Source organism: Enterococcus sp. DIV0840 (assembly GCF_050527835.1).
Classification (GTDB): domain Bacteria; phylum Bacillota; class Bacilli; order Lactobacillales; family Enterococcaceae; genus Enterococcus_L; species Enterococcus_L ureasiticus.
Genome location: NZ_CP172876.1, coordinates 2,392,448 through 2,410,191, shown reverse-complemented (window position 1 = coordinate 2,410,191; position 17,744 = coordinate 2,392,448). Strand labels below are relative to the sequence as shown.

General features: G+C 37.3%; 17 protein-coding genes, 1 riboswitch and 1 other annotated feature. Of the genes, 14 read left to right on the top strand and 3 right to left on the bottom strand.

Going from position 1 to position 17,744, the window contains the following annotated elements; genetic code table 11:
* The first annotated feature begins 65 nt into the window (after positions 1–65).
* Positions 66–998, top strand: coding sequence for a thioredoxin-disulfide reductase (trxB, locus tag IGL98_RS11460; protein ID WP_206843317.1), 933 nt, complete (start codon positions 66–68; stop codon positions 996–998).
* A 111-nt stretch (positions 999–1,109) separates the two neighbouring features.
* Entirely contained in the window at positions 1,110–1,502 is a 393-nt protein-coding gene (locus IGL98_RS11455) for a DUF1398 family protein (RefSeq protein WP_206843319.1), read from the top strand.
* Between the two features lie 80 nt (positions 1,503–1,582).
* On the opposite strand, the gene IGL98_RS11450 is transcribed toward IGL98_RS11455, so the two are convergent.
* A complete protein-coding gene (locus tag IGL98_RS11450) occupies positions 1,583–1,816 on the bottom strand; it encodes a hypothetical protein (RefSeq protein ID WP_242590052.1) in 234 nt (77 codons plus the stop codon).
* Between the two features lie 234 nt (positions 1,817–2,050).
* Here IGL98_RS11450 and IGL98_RS11445 point away from each other — a divergent pair, with 234 nt between their 5' ends.
* The 12 genes from IGL98_RS11445 to lpdA all read left to right on the top strand — a co-directional run bounded on the left by IGL98_RS11445 (position 2,051) and on the right by lpdA (position 15,108).
* Positions 2,051–2,323: a TIGR04197 family type VII secretion effector gene (locus IGL98_RS11445; RefSeq protein WP_206843322.1), complete on the top strand. Its 273-nt coding sequence runs from the start codon at positions 2,051–2,053 to the stop codon at positions 2,321–2,323.
* Between the two features lie 49 nt (positions 2,324–2,372).
* Positions 2,373–2,609 carry a hypothetical protein gene (locus tag IGL98_RS11440; RefSeq protein WP_206843323.1) on the top strand — a complete coding sequence of 79 codons (237 nt, stop codon included), beginning with the start codon at positions 2,373–2,375 and terminating at the stop codon, positions 2,607–2,609.
* Complete coding sequence (locus IGL98_RS11435; RefSeq protein ID WP_277989040.1) at positions 2,606–2,737, top strand: hypothetical protein; 132 nt, start codon at positions 2,606–2,608, stop codon at positions 2,735–2,737. The genes IGL98_RS11440 and IGL98_RS11435 overlap by 4 nt, the downstream gene beginning before the upstream one ends.
* Positions 2,709–4,187, top strand: a complete 1,479-nt coding sequence (locus IGL98_RS11430) for a T7SS effector LXG polymorphic toxin (protein ID WP_430604701.1) — start codon at positions 2,709–2,711, stop codon at positions 4,185–4,187. Before IGL98_RS11435 ends, IGL98_RS11430 begins: the two co-directional genes overlap by 29 nt.
* A 22-nt stretch (positions 4,188–4,209) precedes the next feature.
* Positions 4,210–4,731, top strand: a complete 522-nt coding sequence (locus IGL98_RS11425) for a hypothetical protein (RefSeq protein WP_206843325.1) — start codon at positions 4,210–4,212, stop codon at positions 4,729–4,731.
* 215 nt (positions 4,732–4,946) lie between these two features.
* Positions 4,947–5,231, top strand: a complete 285-nt coding sequence (locus IGL98_RS11420; RefSeq protein ID WP_430604699.1) for a hypothetical protein — start codon at positions 4,947–4,949, stop codon at positions 5,229–5,231.
* Between the two features lie 63 nt (positions 5,232–5,294).
* On the top strand, positions 5,295–5,657 hold the full coding sequence (locus IGL98_RS11415) for a DUF6483 family protein (RefSeq protein ID WP_206843327.1): 363 nt from the start codon (positions 5,295–5,297) through the stop codon (positions 5,655–5,657).
* 81 nt (positions 5,658–5,738) lie between these two features.
* A riboswitch (M-box (ykoK) riboswitch) is annotated at positions 5,739–5,907 on the top strand.
* A 723-nt stretch (positions 5,908–6,630) separates the two neighbouring features.
* Positions 6,631–9,243, top strand: coding sequence for a magnesium-translocating P-type ATPase (gene mgtA / locus IGL98_RS11410; RefSeq protein WP_206843328.1), 2,613 nt, complete (start codon positions 6,631–6,633; stop codon positions 9,241–9,243).
* A gap of 569 nt (positions 9,244–9,812) precedes the next feature.
* Positions 9,813–10,928 (top strand): pyruvate dehydrogenase (acetyl-transferring) E1 component subunit alpha, encoded by a 1,116-nt coding sequence (pdhA, locus tag IGL98_RS11405; protein ID WP_025869280.1) that lies wholly within the window; start codon positions 9,813–9,815, stop codon positions 10,926–10,928.
* Positions 10,929–10,930: 2 nt separating this feature from the next.
* Positions 10,931–11,908 (top strand): alpha-ketoacid dehydrogenase subunit beta, encoded by a 978-nt coding sequence (locus IGL98_RS11400; protein ID WP_069646661.1) that lies wholly within the window; start codon positions 10,931–10,933, stop codon positions 11,906–11,908.
* A 139-nt stretch (positions 11,909–12,047) separates the two neighbouring features.
* Entirely contained in the window at positions 12,048–13,694 is a 1,647-nt protein-coding gene (locus IGL98_RS11395; RefSeq protein WP_206911455.1) for a dihydrolipoyllysine-residue acetyltransferase, read from the top strand.
* Positions 13,695–13,701: 7 nt separating this feature from the next.
* Positions 13,702–15,108, top strand: a complete 1,407-nt coding sequence (lpdA, locus tag IGL98_RS11390) for a dihydrolipoyl dehydrogenase (protein ID WP_206911456.1) — start codon at positions 13,702–13,704, stop codon at positions 15,106–15,108.
* Between the two features lie 84 nt (positions 15,109–15,192).
* Here lpdA and IGL98_RS11385 read toward each other — a convergent pair whose 3' ends face one another.
* Positions 15,193–15,507 carry a YerC/YecD family TrpR-related protein gene (locus IGL98_RS11385; protein ID WP_206843330.1) on the bottom strand — a complete coding sequence of 105 codons (315 nt, stop codon included), beginning with the start codon at positions 15,505–15,507 and terminating at the stop codon, positions 15,193–15,195.
* Between the two features lie 435 nt (positions 15,508–15,942).
* Positions 15,943–17,211 carry a tyrosine--tRNA ligase gene (gene tyrS, locus IGL98_RS11380; RefSeq protein ID WP_206843331.1) on the bottom strand — a complete coding sequence of 423 codons (1,269 nt, stop codon included), beginning with the start codon at positions 17,209–17,211 and terminating at the stop codon, positions 15,943–15,945.
* A gap of 52 nt (positions 17,212–17,263) precedes the next feature.
* Positions 17,264–17,466: a binding site (T-box leader), on the bottom strand.
* Between the last annotated feature and the right edge of the window lie 278 nt (positions 17,467–17,744).

Sequence of the window (17,744 nt, the reverse complement as noted above, 5' to 3'; positions counted from 1 at the left end):
ATAGACAATCAATTCGTTAAGTTGTAAAGTAAATGTACTTGAAAAATTCGGAGGGTGAAAAACTTATGTATGATGTAATTATTATTGGAGCAGGGCCTGCAGGAATGACTGCAGCGCTATATGCGTCACGTTCTAATCTTTCAGTATTGATGATCGAACGCGGTGCGCCAGGCGGACAAATGAATAATACAGCTGAAGTAGAAAACTATCCAGGTTTTGATTCGATCATGGGACCTGAGTTAGCTTATAAAATGTACGAAAACGTTGAAAAATTTGGTACTGAAAATGCCTATGGTATTGTGATGGATATCAAAGATCAAGGTGCTTATAAAGAGGTCATTTGTGATGATAAAACCTATCAAGCCAAAACAGTGATCATAGCAACAGGCTGTGAACACCGTAAATTAGGTGTGAAAGGGGAAGAAGAATTTGCAGGCCGTGGTGTGTCTTATTGTGCAGTTTGTGATGGTGCCTTTTTCCGTAACAAAAAACTTTTAGTGATTGGTGGCGGCGATTCAGCTGTTGAAGAAGCAATCTACTTAACACAATTTGCTTCAGAAGTTGTGATCGTGCATCGTCGTGATGAGCTACGTGCACAAAAAATCATCCAAGATCGTGCGTTTGCCAATGAAAAAATTTCTTTTGAGTGGAATACTGTCTTAGAAGAAATCGTTGGAAATGATATGGTTGTAACTGGTGGGCAATTAAGAAATATCTTGACGGATGAAGTCAAAGAAATCGAAGCTGACGGTGTCTTCATCTACGTTGGACTTGATCCGCTAACAGAACCGTTCAAAAAAGCTGGCTTGACGAATGCTGAAGGCTGGATCGAAACGGATCAAGATATGAAAACAAGTATGCCAGGCGTATTTGCGATTGGGGATGTTCGTGAAAAAACATTACGTCAAATCACAACAGCTGTTGGCGAGGGCGGAATTGCTGGACAACAAGTCTACAAATATATTGAAGATATGGCAGAAGTTGAAGAAGTTAAATAATCAATCATTTTGTTGAAGGACTACTATAATTTTGAATGACCAAGATCTGGGTCAAAGCTTGATAAGTTTTGACTTAGATCTATTTTTATACGGTTAAGGGGAGTGAAACCAATGAGTCTCAATTTAAAAGCAATTGAAGAAATTGTGAATAATGAAAAAAATGCAGGCGGATTTTCCGAGTTGATTCGCGATTTTAAAAAGATTGGCGTTAAAAAATATGATTATTTAGTGGGCGCTGGTATGTATCGCTACTATGATGAGACATCATACATTGAAATCCGACTGAATGGAACACCTAAAAATGTTGGTATGAAAGAATCTTCGACAGCAATAAAAAAAGCAGTTTTAAAAGCGCAAGCGGGTGACATTACTTTTGAAGAATTCACAGAGCTTGCTGGAGCTGCAGGAGTAGCTTATTGGCGGACTGACTTAGCGGCTATGCAGGTGGATTATTTTGGTCAAAGTGGCGAAATTTTGTTAAGTGAACCAATTCCAGAAGTGTAAACTGAAACCTTCGAATTAGGAAAGCGATTATGTTAATAGTAACTGAACAGAAGGTACTAATTAGACGTTACTCGTCTATTTTAAAAATGTGACATTACTTTCCTTTCACGATCTAACTTTTCGATTTTGGCTTGTTCTGCTTCCATCCAACGGATAAATTCTGTAAAAAAAGCGTGGAACAAGTGGCCGATTGCGTAGTATTCTTTGATGACTTTTTTCTTGTTGATCGGCCCCGTTCGGAATTGGAAGAAATGATCTAATACAGCAAGAGGTTCTTGCCAAGAGTATAATATGAAAAGAATGCGAACACGCAACCTAATTTTCCCCACAAACCTCATTAAATAACACGAAAAACTGCTCCCTTATATATAAGATAAAATAACAGAAAAAAATATTTTTATTATGCAAATTGTAAGTCATCGACTTACGATTTTTTTTTGTAAAAAGGAATTTAAGTTAGAGGTATTTTTTAATATGTGATTTACTTCCATTTTTTATTAAGATATACTTGATATTAAGGTTGAAAAAATATAAAGGAGTATGAAAAAATGATTGATATTAATGCTGGAGAAATTCAAAATCAGGCCACCAAGATTGGTCAAGCCAACGATAAATTAACAATTTCCCAAACTGTGACCTTTTCTTCTGGAACAACGGTGCCAGGAAATAGTTTAGCAAATAGTACCTTTGAAAAACTAAAAAGCTCTTCCTCAACCATTCAACAACTATTAAACCGTGATACTGCCAATATCCAAAGTGCAGTTGCGGCCTTTAAACGAGCGGATACACAAGTTCAACAATTGATTAAATCACCTTTATAACATGTTTTAGATGAACGAGTGTACCCAGTTTTTATACGAGGAGGAAACAATGAAAGAGGAAGAGATTCGAAAAAGACGAATAGAGAATGAAGAAAAACAAGAAGAAAACACCGAAGTAACGATGTTATTAGAGCGAAAAATAGAGGATTGCGGTCAATTATATGCAAGTGAACGTCATCATAATGAACGAGTGATGGCTTATTTTTACCGACAAAAAGAAGGGTCTTTTTTGAAGAAATCATTGAAGATGCCCGAATCGAAGAACGTCGATTTTTTGAGGAAATGACTGACGGACAAGAAACGTTAGCCAAGAACAAAAGACAATTAGAAGAGCAGTCCGAAACCCTGTATGAAGCAGAATTACAAGCGCTCAGAGAGGAGGAAGATGCCCATGGTCAAAATGGTGATTGGTGAAGTTCAAACCCAAACAGAACAAATCAAAGCATTTGGTAAAACCTATAGCCAGGCACTGGAATCTGTCTCAAGCACAACCCAAGGTATTCTCTTAGTTGTTGGCATGAGTGGACAAGGAATGGATAGTATAAAAAACTATATTTCAAGCACGTATCCAGCTTTGTGTAAGGCCGTTATCCTCCACATTGAAGCAACAGTCCAAGCCAATGAGCAATATCTAGAGGGATATACGTCGCAATGCGGCAGTGAAGATCTAGATTCAGAGGAATTACAAGATCAAATCAACGAAGCAGATAGATTAATTCAAGGCTTTCAATCTTCAAAAGATAGCTTTGCTCAAGCGAAACGAGGGTTATCAGAAGACAGCTCAAAATTGATGGGGATGATTTTCCAAGCCGCAATCAATAATATGGATGCAGGAATTACCCGAAATCAAGCGAAAAAAGCAAGAATAGAAGAAAAACTCCGTAAATTTTTGGCATTTTGTGATAAGTCTCCGAGCTACTTCGATGGGCTGAAAAGTTCAGAAGAATTAATGACAAGAGGGATGCAGGCGCTAGGCGTTGACGGTTCGGGAAATGTTGGCGCTGGAAGTTGGAATGGCAAAGGATTTTCTTTAAAAGATACCGCTTGGATCAAGGATGTAAATAAGAATTGGAATGATCGCGTTGAAAGACGGGATAAACAACTATTAGATGGTTGTAAGATTATTCATGTTTTTGACGAAAAATATGGCAAAGACGTTTACATGTTTGAAAAAGATGGGTATCATTACGCATTGAATGAGGACGATTTATCAGCAGATTTAAAGAAATTGATCAAAAAATACGGCTTAGATGTGTTAGAATTAAGTCCAACAGAGATGTCAAAACGAGTGAATGATTTCCAGAAAAGTGGACGAGATTATTTTAGTGGTGATAAAGTAGGAATGCCAGGCTTTGGTGCTTTAGCACACGGACAAGATTTTATGGGGAAAATGCAAGAATCAGGTTTGTGGGATGCAATGTGGGCGCTTGGATTGACAGGAGCTGCGGTGAGGAATGCGCAGATTTATGATAAGAAAGTTAGAGGGGCGGATATAGGAGTTGTTCAAACGAGAATTAATGCAGCCAATGGACAAACTCGATTTACGCCACTCAGAAAATCAGGAGAACCTGTTTCTGCTGGATTTGATCACGTTTTTGAAGGTCATTTCGATAGACCGTTAGCAAATAGTCGATCTATTTTTTCTACTTCATCTGAAAATTTGAAACAGATTTTAAAATCGCCAAATGTTGTAAAATCACCTGTTATAGAAATACCTGGTGGACAATATAAAAGAATTGTTGATACAGGAGAAATAATTGGGAATACTGCATTAAAACATGGTGGTAAACCAACTAGTTGGATTGAGATATATACTGATAAAGCAGGAAATTTGATTACCACATATCCGATTCCTAAACCATAAATTTGTGAGGAGGAAATTTGAAATGACAGAAAATATATTAGATAGAGAACTAGTCAAGGAATTTCGTGAAATTTCTCGGTGTGACAATAATTTAAAAAGTTATGAGGACTATTATCAAGCTTATGTAAAGTTCATAAATGAAAATAGGAATTATTTCACAGATTTAATTATAGAAAAATGGGGATTAGATGTTTTAATTTCTATTGACAGTGAAGAATACATTGTTCCGACCCCAGATTTGTCTTTAAGTATGGAAAAGGAAAGATTAAGTAAAGGTGAATATGAAGATATTGATACACTGGCAATGTCAATTCGAGATACCCTATGGGATATGGTCACAGTATATTCTGGGAAAGATTGTCCTATAACACCAAACGATGAACTGAGATATATAAAAGTAGTTTATAAAGATAAGTCTAATAAGATACTTTTAGAATGTGCAGGGTGTGGTTGGACAGAAGATATTAGGGGAGAAGAATACACAGAAGATTTTGGAAAAGTATTTCCTGTAAATGAAAAAGAAATTCGAGAGTATATCAAGTAGAAATGTCATTTTAGTATTTGATTGCAGTCAAGCTATAAAGCCCTGATTAGTAAGTCATAAATCGCTACTCTAGTTGCCAATAGCTAACAAATACTAGCTGTTTTTGCTTTACTAAATTAAAAAATATAAAATATTTAAACGGTGCTAGTGCAAAATTGCTAGTACCGTTTTTTCATAGTATGAAGCAGAATTACAAGCGCTCAGAGAGGAGGAAGATGCCCATGGTCAAAATGGTGATTGGTGAAGTTCAAACCCAAACAGAACAAATCAAAGCATTTGGTAAAACCTATAGTCAGGCACTGGAATCTGTCTCAAGCGCAACTCAAGGTATTCTCTTGGTTGTTGGTATGAACGGTCAAGGAATGGCTAGTATAAAAAACTATATTTCAAGCACGTATCCAGCTTTGTGTAAAGCCGTTATCCTCCACAGCGAAGCAACAGTCCAAGCCAATGAGCAATATCTAGAGGGATACACGTCGCAATGCGGCAGTGAAGATTAGAAAATGATGAGCTGAGACTTGCTTACTATTTTTAATGACAATCGCAAAAGGAGTGGAATAAAAATGATGGGATATGAAAAAGATTGGTTTATGAGGCAAGTAAAATCTGCTGTATTTAATCCTTTTAAAAAAGCAGCAGAAGTTCAAGGAATGCTAATGATTCAAGTGACAGATGAAGGAACTGGAGAAAATTATTCTGTTCCATTCCAAAGCTATCTTTCAGAACTGGTTTTGGCATTAGAAGTAAACCAAGCTGAAAATATATTATTTTCAGAATCGAAAAAAATGACAGATGAACAGTTTTTGGAATTAGGTAATTGGTTTTATGATCTGCTCAATAATTTATCGGATGAAGAATTAAAAAAAGCAAACTTTTCAAGAACAGAAATCTGTCAGGGTAGAGAAGAGTTAGAACGATCAGCGTAACTAAAAATGGTTATTTTTTGTTTATTTCTTTTTCTTTTGACAATTGTAAAATTATGAACTATGATGATTATGGATTAAGAACTGAATAATTGTTAGGTGAGGCTCCTATTTGGACACATGCTGCTGCCGCGAAAGAATCGAGAGACTCTTAGTTGGTTGAACAGGAATGATCGTTAAGGTCATTCATAACGTAGCTGATAAGAAATTATCTACGCCCTATAGTGCTAAAGCTCAACGATAGAGAAACTTTTATTTAAGTTGCTATTTCACGCACACTCTATTGTTGAGTGTGCGTTTTTGCTGTGAATCACAGCGACTGGCTTCGCCAGAGCTGATGATGAACAGTACTTGGCGACCAAAGGGAGCGAAGTTCCGCAAAAACAAACAAACATCTAAAAGCAAAACAAGAGCTAGGTCTCAAAAGCTCTAAGACATGAAGAAACAACTGGCTTCGCCAGAGCTGATGATGAACAGTACTTGGCGACCAAAGGGAGCGAAGTTCCGCAAAAACAAACAAACATCTAAAAGCAAAACAAGAGCTAGGTCTCAAAAGCTCTAAGACATGAAGAAACAACTGTCTTCGTCAGAGCTGATGATGAACAGTACTTGGCGACCAAAGGGAGCGAAGATCCGCAAAAACAAACAAACATCTAAAAGCAAAACAAGAGCTAGGTCTCAAAAGCTCTAAGACATGAAGAAACAACTGTCTTCGCCAGAGCTGATGATGAACAGTACTTGGCGACCAAAGAGAGCGAAGTTCCGCCAAAAGAAGCAAACAGCCAGATATCAAAATGCTAACCAAACAATTAAAAAATCCATCGTTCCAAAATAATCAAAAGAGAGGAAGAGCCACATGGAAGACCCCAGTCAGTCGAGCAATAAACTAAATGTCCCCTTCATCTTAGAAACGATGGAATTGAAATAATAATTCTTTCCCCTTCTATATTGGATGAAGCAAAAGGAGGAAAAGATAATGATGAACAAAAAAATAGCCGATATCAAGAAAACAACAAAAGACCAAGAATTAAGAAAATTAGCAATGTTATCTGAACGTGAATTGATGATGGAACTTCGTACCTCAGAAAAGGGGTTATCCGAAGAAGATGCCAAAAATCGTTTAGAAGAGTATGGACCAAATGAAGTGTCCGCACAAAAACCAACACCAGCAATTATTATGTTTTTAGAAGCATTTAAAGATCCATTTGTTTATGTATTAGCTTTATTGATGGTCGTTTCAGCTGCAACAAAAGATTTTGAAGCAGCACTTGTAATGGGAATCATGATTTTAGCTAGTGTTATTATTGCCTTTATTCAAGAGTATCGTTCCCAAAAAGCAAGTTTAAATCTAAAAGAACTCATCGAAAATACAACAGCAGTAACACGTGGGGGGCAAACGAAAGAAATTCCAATGGACGAAGTTGTCCCAGGAGATATTGTAACGCTTGCCACAGGTGATATGATCCCAGCGGATGCTGTGCTGATTTGGACAAAGGATCTATTTATCAACCAATCTTCTTTGACTGGTGAATCAATGCCAGTAGAAAAATTTGTTGATGCGGGTATTGATAAAAATTCTGAATCTGTTTCTGCTTTAGATATGCAGGATTTGATTTTTATGGGAACCGATGTATTGAGTGGGCAAGGAAAAGCGATTATCTTGAAGACTGGACAAAATACGTTCTTCGGAGATATTGCCAAAAATGCGACAACACAACGCGGAAAAACCTCTTTTGATATTGGTTTAACAAAAGTCAGTAAATTTCTACTAAGAATGGTTATGATTCTTTTTCCAATCGTATTTTTGATCAATGGTATCACGAAAGGCGAATGGGGCGAAGCGTTTTTCTTTGCGATTGCTGTGGCAGTTGGCTTAACGCCTGAAATGCTTCCGATGATCGTAACCAGTAACTTGGCGAAAGGTGCATTAAGTTTATCCAAACATAAGGTGATCGTAAAAGAATTACCTTCTATTCAAAATTTAGGTAGTATGGATATTCTGTGTACAGATAAAACAGGAACGATTACAGAAGATAGAGTCGTTTTAGTACAACATCTGGATCCATTAGGTGAAGTCAATGATCAAGTTCTAGATATGGCTTTTTTGAATTCTCATTATCAAACAGGCTGGAAAAATTTAATGGATATTGCTGTGATCAATTTTTACGAAGAAAATCACAATCAAAGCCCGTATCATTCGGTGACAAAATTAGATGAAATTCCGTTTGACTTTTCCCGTCGTCGTTTAACTGTGGTCGTCAATGCAGATGGTCATCAATTTATGATCACTAAAGGTGCCGTTGAAGAGATGGAAGCCGTTTGTACACATGCTGAAATCAATGGCGAAATCGTACCATTAACACCCGAATTGCAAAAAAGAATGCGTGAAGTCAATATTCGGATGAATGAACAAGGTATGCGAGCTTTAGCAGTTGCCGTTAAAAAAGATGTTCACAACGAAGCCATTTATAGTGTGGAAGATGAACAAGGAATGACGCTGATCGGTTTTATGGGCTTTTTGGATCCAGCAAAAAAATCAGCAATCACCGCAATCAAGTCGTTACATCAACATGGTGTTAATGTAAAAGTTTTAACTGGTGATAATGATATTGTTGCTAAAAAAGTTTGTAGCGATGTAGGAATAGAAGTGTCACATGTTGTACTTGGATCTGATATCGATAATATGTCTGATGAACAAATGAAAGAAGAAGTCGAAAAAACTAATTTATTTGCTAAATTGAATCCGATGCAAAAGTCTCGAATCATTGAAACACTGCAAGGAAATGGTCACACAGTTGGTTTCATGGGAGATGGAATCAATGATGCACCAGCCCTTCGTAAAGCAGATGTTGGAATTTCCGTTGATACAGCGGCTGATATTACAAAAGATGCCAGCTCAATCATTTTACTAGAAAAAAGCTTGAATGTTCTAGAAGATGGTGTGATCGAAGGTCGAAAAGTTTTTAGTAATATGATGAAGTATATTAAAATCACGATCAGTTCTAACTTTGGGAATGTTTTCTCAATACTGATCGCAAGTGCTTTTTTACCATTCCTACCAATGCTTTCGATTCAATTATTGATTCAAAACTTGATTTATGATATCGCGCAATTGGCCATTCCTTGGGATAATGTGGATGAAGAAGATTTATTAAAACCTGTTCGTTGGGAAACAAATGGCTTGATGAAATTTACCTTATGCATTGGACCGGTAAGTAGTATCTTTGATATTATGACTTATCTCGTGATGTGGTTTGTCTTCAGCGCTAATACGATTGGCAGTCAACATTTGTTCCAAACAGGTTGGTTTGTGGTTGGCTTAGTTAGTCAAACCTTAGTTGTTCAAATGGTTCGGACTAGAAAATTACCATTTATTCAAAGTATTGCATCACCAGCTGTAATTCTTTCCAGTTTAGGAGCAGTCGTTTTAGGATTATTGATTGTCTTGACACCAATTCGGGAGGTTTTCGACTTTGTGAAACTTCCAGCTAATTATTGGGGCTGGTTCATTTTGATCATTGTACTATATTTAATTACAGTAGAAGTTGCGAAACGACTTTATATTCATATCACAAAAGAGTGGATTTGATTTAGAAAAAGAAGATTTCGAATTTTTATTCGATAGACGATTTGATGAAATTAAATAGTTGGTCCATTTTTTCAAAAACGATTATTTAGAAGAAATAACGAAAAATTTCTTTTTAGTTGAATCTGTTATTCGGAAAGAGTGGAGAAAAGTTATTTTTTGATTATTAATATTCGTTTTTTAGAGAACAAAGGCAAAATGCAAAATTTTTGTCTTTGTTCTTTTTCTTGTATTCGAAAAAAGTCTGTTCAATTTTTAGCAAAGAATTTCTAACTTGTGAATCTGCTGTAGCATAACAATGATCATAGGGACTATAACAGATGATTGTCAAAAGATACGATTGTGGAGGCTTTTTGTAAAACGGTTTCTTGTTTGTGATTTTAATCACTAACCTTTGATACGAAAGGTTTCGGGTATTTTAATCAAATTTAAAGAAATGCTCACTTTTTACTTGCTCTTTTATCTGTTTAGTGATAATTTGTAAGTGTAGTCGATAAAAAGTAATACAGTTTTTAACGCTGTTTTATTTTTTACGAAAAAAAGAAACGTAACAGAGAGGATTGTGTGACAAAATGGCAAAAGCAAAGAAACAAAAACCTATTGACTTTAAAGCACTTATGGAAAAAGTCGACGCTGATTTCCCAACATTTCAAATTTTAGATAAAGATGGGAAAATCGTAAATGAAGATGCTGTACCGGATTTATCAGATGACGAATTAGTAGAATTAATGACTCGTATGGTTTGGTCACGTGTATTAGACCAACGCTCAACTGCTTTGAACCGTCAAGGTCGTCTAGGCTTCTTCGCACCAACAGCTGGACAAGAAGCAAGCCAATTAGCAAGTCAATTTGCTATGGAAAAAGAAGATTACCTATTACCAGGTTACCGTGATGTACCTCAATTAGTTCAACACGGCTTACCATTAACAGAAGCTTTTCTTTGGTCTCGTGGACATGTAGCAGGTAACCACTACGCACCAGAATTAAATGCTCTACCACCACAAATCATTATTGGTGCGCAATACATTCAAGCAGCTGGTGTTGCTTTAGGAATGAAAAAACGCGGAAAGAAAAACGTTGTCTTCACTTATACAGGTGATGGCGGTTCTTCACAAGGTGATTTCTATGAAGCAATCAACTTTGCAGGTGCTTATCATGCAAACGGCGTGTTTATCATCCAAAACAATGGTTTTGCGATTTCAACACCACGTGAAAAACAAACAGCAGCTAAAACATTAGCACAAAAAGCTGTAGCAGCAGGAATTCCAGGTATCGTCGTTGACGGAATGGACCCATTAGCAGTGTATGCAATTGCAAAAGAAGCACGCGAATGGTCTGCAAACGGAAACGGCCCTGTATTGATTGAAACGTTAACTTACCGTTATGGTCCACATACATTATCAGGTGACGATCCAACTCGTTACCGTTCAAAAGACATGGATGACGAATGGGTACAAAAAGATCCATTAGTTCGTTTCCGTAAATATCTAGAAGACAAAGGCTTATGGTCTGAAGAAAAAGAAAACGAAGTAATCGAAAAAACAAAAGAAGAAATCAAAGTAGCAATTGCAGAAGCAGATAAAGTTCCAAAACAAAAAGTATCTGATTTCTTGAAAAATATGTTTGAAGTTCAACCTCAAAACATTAAAGAACAAATTGCATTCTACGAAGCGAAGGAGTCGAAATAATCATGGCACAAAAAACAATGATCCAAGCAATTACAGATGCCTTAGCTCTTGAAATAGAGAAAGACGAAAATGTATTAGTATTCGGTGAAGACGTTGGTAAAAACGGCGGAGTTTTCCGTGCAACTGAAGGCTTACAAGAAAAATTTGGCGAAGACCGTGTCTTCGATACTCCTTTAGCAGAATCTGGAATCGGTGGTTTAGCTTTCGGTTTAGCGTTAGAAGGCTACCGTCCAGTTCCTGAAATCCAATTCTTTGGATTCGTATTTGAAGTATTTGATGAAATCGTAGGTCAAATGGCTCGTACTCGTTACCGTATGGGTGGAACACGTAATATGCCTATTACTGTTCGTGCGCCTTTTGGTGGTGGTGTGCATACACCAGAACTTCACTCAGATAACTTAGAAGGTTTGATTGCTCAATCCCCTGGTATCCGTGTTGTTATCCCATCAAATCCATATGATGCAAAAGGACTATTGATTTCTGCAATAAGAAGCAATGACCCTGTTGTTTACCTAGAGCACATGAAACTATACCGTTCATTCCGTGAGGAAGTGCCGGATGAGTCTTATGAAGTGCCTTTAGATAAAGCAGCTGTTACTCGTGAGGGTACAGATGTTTCTATCATCACTTACGGTGCAATGGTTCGTGAAGCAATCAAAGCTGCTGACAACTTAGCGAAAGACAACATTTCTGTTGAAATCATTGACTTACGTACTGTAGCTCCTTTAGATGTTGAAACAATCATTAAATCAGTTGAAAAAACTGGTCGCGTAGTCGTTGTTCAAGAAGCTCAAAAACAAGCAGGCGTTGGTGCTATGGTTGTTTCTGAAATTTCTGAACGTGCAGTATTATCATTAGAAGCGCCAATTGGCCGTGTATCTGCTCCAGATACAATCTTCCCATTTGGACAAGCAGAAAACATTTGGTTGCCAAATGCTAAAGATATCGAAGCGAAAGCTAGAGAAATCGCAGAATTTTAATTAAATAGTCGAGCAGAATAACTGAACCTTGAGCAATAAGACTGAACTTTCACTGATTTTTTATCATGAGAAAGTTTGGACTTATTGTTGCCAAGGTTATCTTGTGAAGTTAGACGTAAAAGAAAGGGAAGACTAAAAAATGGCTTATCAGTTTAAATTACCAGATATTGGTGAAGGTATTGCAGAAGGCGAAATCGTAAAATGGTTCGTTAAAGCAGGAGACACCATCAATGAAGACGATACACTATTAGAAGTTCAAAACGATAAATCTGTAGAAGAGATTCCATCTCCAGTTACAGGAACAGTTAAATCAATCGTAGTACCTGAAGGCACAGTAGCAAATGTTGGAGATGTATTGATCGAAATCGATGCACCAGGACATCCTGAAAATGATGCAGCACCTACAGCCGCTCCAGCTCAAGAACAAACACCTGCACAACCAGCAGCAGTTCCAGAAGCACCAGCAGCGGACAATGGCGGCGGCGTTTTCCAATTTAAATTACCAGATATCGGTGAAGGTATTGCAGAAGGCGAAATCGTAAAATGGTTCGTTAAATCAGGCGATACAATCAATGAAGATGATACTTTATTGGAAGTTCAAAACGACAAATCTGTTGAAGAAATTCCTTCACCAGTTACAGGTACAGTTAAAAACATCGTTGTTCCAGAAGGTACAGTAGCAAATGTTGGGGATGTATTGATCGAAATCGATGCACCAGGGCATAACGCTGCACCAAGTTCAGCTCCAGTAGCAAGTGCTCCTGCTCAAACAGAACAAGCAGCACCAGCACCTGCAGCATCAACAGGTGTAGTAGCAGCTGCTGATCCAAATAAACGTGTTTTGGCTATGCCATCAGTACGTCAATTTGCTCGTGAAAAAGATGTTGATATTACACAAATTGCACCAACTGGAAAAGGCGGACGTGTCACAAAATCAGATATTGAAAGCTTTATCTCAGGTGGCGGACAAGCAGCAGCGCCAGCACAAGCTGAACAAACTGCAGCAACTCCACAAGCAACAGCTACGACTGAAACAGCAGCGCCAAAAGCTCCTGCTAAACCTTTTGTTTCTGATTTAGGTAAAGCGGAAACTCGTGAGAAAATGACACCAACTCGTAAAGCAATTGCTAAAGCGATGGTTAACAGTAAACACACTGCACCTCACGTTACATTGCATGACGAAGTTGAAGTATCTAAATTATGGGATCACCGTAAGAAATTTAAAGATGTTGCAGCAGCAAATGGTACAAAATTAACATTCTTACCATATGTTGTTAAAGCGTTAACTGCAACAGTTCAAAAATTCCCAATCTTGAATGCATCAATTGATGACGCAGCACAAGAAATCGTTTATAAAAACTACTATAACATTGGTATCGCAACAGATACTGATCATGGTTTATATGTACCAAACGTTAAAAATGCGAACACTAAGAGCATGTTTGCGATCGCTGATGAAATCAACGAAAAAGCAGCTCTTGCAATTGAAGGCAAATTAACTGGTGCGGATATGCGTGATGGCTCTATCACAATCAGTAATATTGGTTCAGTTGGCGGCGGCTGGTTTACACCAGTTATCAACTACCCTGAAGTTGCAATTTTAGGTGTTGGTACAATCGCTACACAACCTGTTGTAAATGCAGACGGTGAAATCGTTGTTGGACGTGTCATGAAACTTTCAATGAGTTTTGACCACCGTATCGTTGATGGCGCGACTGCTCAAAAAGCAATGAACAACATCAAGCGTTTATTAGCTGATCCAGAATTATTATTAATGGAAGGATGATTATCACATGGTAGTAGGAGATTTCGCCATTGAATTAGATACAGTCGTAATTGGTTCAGGCCCTGGAGGATATGTTGCAGCAATTCGTGCTGCTGAAATGGGTCAAAAAGTTGCGATCATTGAACGTGAGTTTATCGGCGGTGTATGTTTGAACGTTGGATGTATTCCTTCTAAAGCATTGATCGCAGCTGGACATCACTATCAAGAATCATTAGATTCAACTATGTTTGGTGTAACAGCTAAAGATGTTGAGTTAGACTTTACAAAAACACAAGAATGGAAAGACAACAAAGTTGTTAATACTTTGACAAGTGGTGTTGGTTTCCTTCTTAAAAAACATAAAATCGAAATTATTGAAGGAGAAGCTTTCTTCGTTGATGAAAACACATTACGTGTTATTCATCCGGATTCAGCTCAAACTTACTCATTCAATAATGCAATCGTAGCAACAGGTTCTCGTCCAATCGAAATCCCTGGATTTAAATTTGGCGGACGTGTTTTAGATTCAACAGGTGGTTTGAACTTGAAAGAAGTACCTAAGAAATTTGTTATCATCGGTGGCGGTGTTATCGGTGCAGAATTAGGCGGAGCATATGCGAACCTTGGTTCTGAAGTAACGATTTTAGAAGGTAGCCCTTCAATCTTACCAACTTATGAAAAAGACATGGTTAAACTAGTTACAGATGACTTCAAGAAGAAAAATGTAACAGTTGTAACCAAAGCGATGGCTAAAGAAGCAATCGACAACGGCGACAGCGTAACTGTAAAATATGAAGTAGACGGCAAAGAAGAATCAGTCACTGCTGACTATGTAATGGTAACAGTTGGACGTCGTCCAAACACGGATGATCTTGGTTTAGAACAAGCCGGTGTTGAAGTTGGCGAACGTGGTTTAGTTAAAGTTGACAAACAAGGTAGAACAAACGTATCAAACATCTTCGCTATTGGTGATATCGTACCAGGTGCTGCTCTTGCTCATAAAGCAAGCTACGAAGCTAAAATTGCAGCAGAAGCAATTTCTGGTAAAAAAGTAGAAGTAGACTACAAAGCAATGCCTGCTGTAGCCTTTACTGATCCAGAATTAGCAAGTGTTGGTATGACAATTGCTGAGGCCAAAGAAGCGGAATTAGAAGCAACTGCTTACAAATTCCCATTCGCTGGTAACGGCCGTGCTATTTCTTTAGGTAAAACTGAAGGATTCGTACGTTTGGTAACAACAAACGAAGACAATGTAATTATCGGAGCACAAATCGGCGGAGTTGGCGCAAGTGATATGATTTCTGAATTATCATTAGCGGTTGAATCTGGCATGAATGCTGAAGATATAGCATTAACGATCCATCCACACCCATCTTTAGGGGAAATTACTATGGATGCTTCTGAGTTGGCTTTAGGTTTGCCAATTCATATTTAAATAGCATATTTGTCACACAAAGAAAGACCGAGCTAGCCAAGCTCGGTCTTTTGTTTTATTTAAAAATTCAAAAAATAACTCTTTTTATCGATGGAGATCTCTATCATCTTGTTCATCGATTCTATGAACCATTTCAAGCAATCCGCCGTTTCCTTCATCTATAATTCTTTTAACTCTAGAAATCGTTGTAGTGCTGCTGCCAGTGGCTTCAGCAATATCAGTATAGGTTTTATTTAGGACTAACAACTTTGCGACCTCAAATCGTTGGATCATTGAATCTAGTTCTTTTAGTGTCATCAAGTCATCAAAATAATTATAACAATCTTCCAATGTTTCCAGAGCTAACAGAGAACGGAAAAACTCATCACCGTGACCGTCTTGTATCTTATCGATTTTCATAAGTTCCTCCTAATTTAAAAGCGTAGCGGACTCGTTTAACTCTGAATGAAAAATAGGAAAAATTGACTGTGACGCTCTTTGTCACATTCTATTTTTATCTTTTTTTCGAGGAGTTAGTCCGCGAAGCTAGATAATATAAAAGCCTAATGGGCTCGTTCAGCTCAGACTGAAAAATAGGCAAATATGAGAGTGGCGTTTTTTTCCACAATCAGATTTTATCTTTTTTCCGAAGAGCAAGCCCACGAAGCTAGATAATACATAGCGATAATGGTTCTTTTAATCACTATATACTTCTTAGCAAGCATTTTTTATTATAAAACTTTTTTGTATTTTGTCCAGTAAATTGAATGGATACGTGTAAAAAATCAAACAAAGAAAGGTGAAGCAAAACTAAATTAGTTTTGCTTCACCTTTTAAAAGTAGCGTCATTCTTGTTTACTTAGAAATTAATTTCACTAAAGTGTATTGTTTTTTACCTTTTCTCACAATAATGAATTTTCCGTCAAAGCTGTGCTCTGCTGTAACGACAAAGTCCAATTCTTTAATACGGTCACCATTGATTGAAATTGCACCATTTGTGATATCTTCTCTCGCTTGGCGTTTAGAAGGTTCGATTCCTAGTTCGATCAACCAGTCTACAAGAGTTTGATCAAGTGTTTCTGTTTCAATAGTAGGCATGTTTTTAAAGCCTTCTTCAATTTGTTTAGAAGTTAGATTCTTTACATTACCTGAGAATAATGCTTCTGAAATGGCTAGTGCATCATTTAAATCAGCTTCACTATGAACAAATTTTGTCATTTCGGCAGCTAATACGCGTTGCGCTTCACGTAAATGTGGTTCTGTTTGGACTTTGACTTCTAAGGCATCGATTTCTTCTTTTGTTAAGAAAGTAAAGAATTTCAAGTATTTGATTACGTCACGGTCGTCTTGGTTTACCCAGAATTGGTAGAACTCGTAAGGTGTTGTTTTTTCTGGATCAAGCCAAACGGCGCCGCCAGCTGTTTTACCAAATTTTGTTCCATCTGCTTTTAGCATTAATGGAATTGTTAAACCAAAGGCTTTTGCATCAGCGCCTTCTTTTTTACGAATCAAGTCTAGCCCCGCTGTAATATTGCCCCATTGATCTGCTCCACCAATTTGCATGCGAACATTATTGTTTTGGAATAAGTGTAAAAAGTCCATTGATTGTAGGATTTGGTACGTAAATTCTGTAAACGAAATCCCTGTTTCTAAACGGCTTGCTACGATATCTTTGGCAAGCATTGTATTGATGTTGAAGAATTTACCGTAATCTCTTAGAAAATCTAAAAGAGTAAGGTTGTGTGTCCAGTCGTAGTTATTTACGAGTGTTAATGTGTTGTCAGTATCTACAGCAAATAGTTTTTCCATTTGTCTTGTTAAAGAATCAACATTGTGTTGAACAGTTTCCATTGTTTGCAATTGACGTTCTGTCGTGCGTCCACTTGGATCTCCAATCGTTCCCGTTGCGCCACCGATCAAAATAAATGGATGGTGTCCGAAAGCCTGGAATCTTTTTAGCATCATAAAAGGAATCAAGTGCCCGATATGCATGCTATCTCCTGTAGGGTCAACACCGCAATATAGTGAAATGCTTTCAGTTTCAACGTATTCACGTAAACCTTCGCTATCTGTTTGTTGGTTGATGGCGCCGCGCCATTCTAATTCATCAATAATGTTTGTCATGTTTCTTCTTCCTTTCCTAAATAAAATAAAAAACGTCCCATAGGCTATTAGCCTATGGGACGAACTCCGCCGTGTTACCACCCAAATTGTATATGAAAAATCATATACCTCTCAAATCTGTATCGTAGATAGACGCCTACTTACGGTAGGAAACTAAAAGTGTAATTCACAAAAAATGTATATGCCAACTCGCACTAAATGTTGACTCTCTGAAATAGGGACATTCTTGCTACTTCGCTTTATTAAAGTTTGATATGTTATTTTGTAGCAATTCTACGACAAATAAGCCAACTTGTCAAATACTTCTTTTTTCCTTTTATTATTTTTAAATGAGGTATTTCTCATATAACTCGATTTTTGTTTAATCTAGGTTTTTTTGAAAGTATATAAAGACAAATATAATTTCTAACAATTGCGAACGACCTTTTTACAATTAGATGTTTTATGTTATTTTTTTCACACAAAAGCTTTAGTGCAGTGGAGCGCTGACGCGCTGTATAGAGTAGATAAATGTTAAATAACGGCCTTTTTTT